This is a genomic window from Haloferax profundi, from assembly GCF_001469865.1.
In the GTDB taxonomy this organism is placed as follows: domain Archaea; phylum Halobacteriota; class Halobacteria; order Halobacteriales; family Haloferacaceae; genus Haloferax; species Haloferax profundi.
This window is the reverse complement of record NZ_LOPV01000664.1, coordinates 1-1,955: the sequence shown is the minus strand read 5'-3', so window position 1 is coordinate 1,955 and position 1,955 is coordinate 1. Positions and strand designations below refer to the sequence as shown.

The window sequence follows — 1,955 nt, the reverse complement described above, 5'->3', positions numbered from 1 at the left end:
AATCTGACCTTCTCCCAGCTGACGTCACGGGCACGAAGATCTTTCGCGAAGACACAGGTGAGTTCCAACTCGAACGTGGTCCGGTTTTCTCAAATCTCGTCATTGCTGACGAAATTAATCGAGCGACTCCCAAGACACAGAGTGCCCTCCTGGAAGCGATGCAGGAGGCACAGGTGACGATAGAGGGCGAAACACTTGGCCTTCCATCGCCATTCATGGTCATTGCGACGCAGAACCCTATCGAAATGGAGGGGACCTTCGGTCTCCCAGAAGCACAGCGAGACCGCTTCCAGTTCAAAATCACTGTTGACCTTCCAGACCGCGAAGACGAAGCTCAGATTCTCGATCGGTTTAATTACGAGCCAAAGCTCGGCCCTGGAGATATTGAAAATGTTGTGACACCTAATGATATCCTAGTTGCCCGACAGGCTGTTACCGACGTTCACATGTCGACACCTGTTCGTGACTACATCTTGGATATCATTGGCGCAACTCGTGAGTCGCCTGATGTTGAACACGGTGTCTCTACACGAGGTGCACTCGCACTACAGAAAGCAGCGAAGGCACAGGCCGCAATCAACGGACGTCACTATGTCATCCCGGATGACATCAAGGAGCTCGCTGTCCCTGCTCTCGCACACCGTCTCGTCCTCAGTACCGACGCTGAAATTGGCGGTATTTCGACGGAGAAAGTCATCGAAGACCTTCTTTCGACAATCTCACCACCAAATGACGCCGATTTTGCCCAGCCTGCTCCTGCAGTTGGCGATGGTGGCAAAAAGCCTGAAGAGTGATCGGAGCCGGATACTCCTAATTCAGACTTGTTCTTCCGTTTCGAACGAGATCACGAACTCATCTCCATCAGCAACCACGGTTCTCAATAGAACCGGGTTGTCAAGTGTGTCGGCCAATCCAACTCCGAAAAACGACACGACCGGGTGATCAAATGCTGATGGGTTCCCGTACGATGGTGCAGTCACTCGGACAGTTATTCGCCCGTTTTCGGCGTCCACCTCTGAGCTGGCTGCTTGTACAAGCTCAAACTGCTCTATGACCCCGTCTGTTAGCTGCTGTGTGAGCTCACTGGGGTTTGATTGTAACTCACCAGTAACGGATTGCTTGAATTCTCTGTAGAGTCTTGCCGACGAAGGTGTAATTCCCACACCACGACGCTCGGCATCGCCGGTAGCGACAAACAGCGTGCTGAGATTATTTTTTGGGAGTTTCCATTCGGCAGGTTGTGGGATAAACAAACGGACTCCAACAGTACTCGAACCAGTCTTTGACACCGGTGTATAGACAGAAACATCTTGGAGTCCAAGTTCAGATTTCAATTGCTCACCAAGTGTTGCGTACGCGTCATATATCGCCTCACCAACTGTGACAGGAACCAGCTGATCTGGAGTGAGATAAAACAAGAGAACACCAGCGAACCCTCCAGTTCCTGCAAGCACGAGGAGCACGGTTCGAACTGCAGGGAAGATAACCGCACCGGTGAGTGCGAGTAGTCCAAGTCCAAACAGTCCCACAGCAGACTTACGATACGTTGCTTGTCTCGCCCGGAGGTACTCATTGCGGAGTTGCTGATTTTCTTCACGCAGAAGCTCAACTTCTCCACGCAGTGCTGCGAGATCTTCCTCTTCAGACGACTGTGTGGTGTCAGTCTCGCGGTCTAATGCGTTTTGATTACTCATTCATTCACCACCTCTATGAGACCCATCGTTACTCGCTGATATCGGTGCATGCCATAAATAGCGATTGCACTCAGTAGACAGACACCCCCAACGAGATGCCATACCGTAGGAGAGGGGACTAGAAGTGCCAACACTGTGATGACACACAGCAACAGGGCCGTCGCAGTCTTCGGTAGCACCGACCCCTCTATTTCCAGTCCAGAAATCCCGCTTACTAACATCATCGCAACGCCAAGCTCTGCAAAAAGCCATACTGGCGAG

2 protein-coding genes and 1 pseudogene are annotated in these 1,955 nt (G+C 51.7%); 1 reads left to right on the top strand and 2 read right to left on the bottom strand.

From position 1 onward, the window contains the following. The coding region (locus tag AUR66_RS18560) for an AAA family ATPase (RefSeq protein ID WP_058573613.1) at positions 1 to 794 on the top strand (794 nt) is incomplete at its 5' end. 21 nt (positions 795 to 815) lie between these two features. On the opposite strand, the gene AUR66_RS18555 is transcribed toward AUR66_RS18560, so the two are convergent. Both AUR66_RS18555 and AUR66_RS22985 read right to left on the bottom strand, forming a co-directional pair. After that, positions 816 to 1,694 carry a hypothetical protein gene (locus tag AUR66_RS18555; protein WP_058573612.1) on the bottom strand — a complete coding sequence of 293 codons (879 nt, stop codon included), beginning with the start codon at positions 1,692 to 1,694 and terminating at the stop codon, positions 816 to 818. Further along, a pseudogene (locus AUR66_RS22985) lies at positions 1,691 to 1,955 on the bottom strand (hypothetical protein); the annotation flags it as partial. The gene AUR66_RS18555 and the pseudogene AUR66_RS22985, both read right to left, overlap by 4 nt.

Excerpts from the sequence above, each read along its gene's own strand:
- AUR66_RS18555 (WP_058573612.1), bottom strand. The coding sequence starts at position 1,694 with ATGAGTAATCAAAACGCATTAGACCGCGAGACTGACACCACACAGTCG.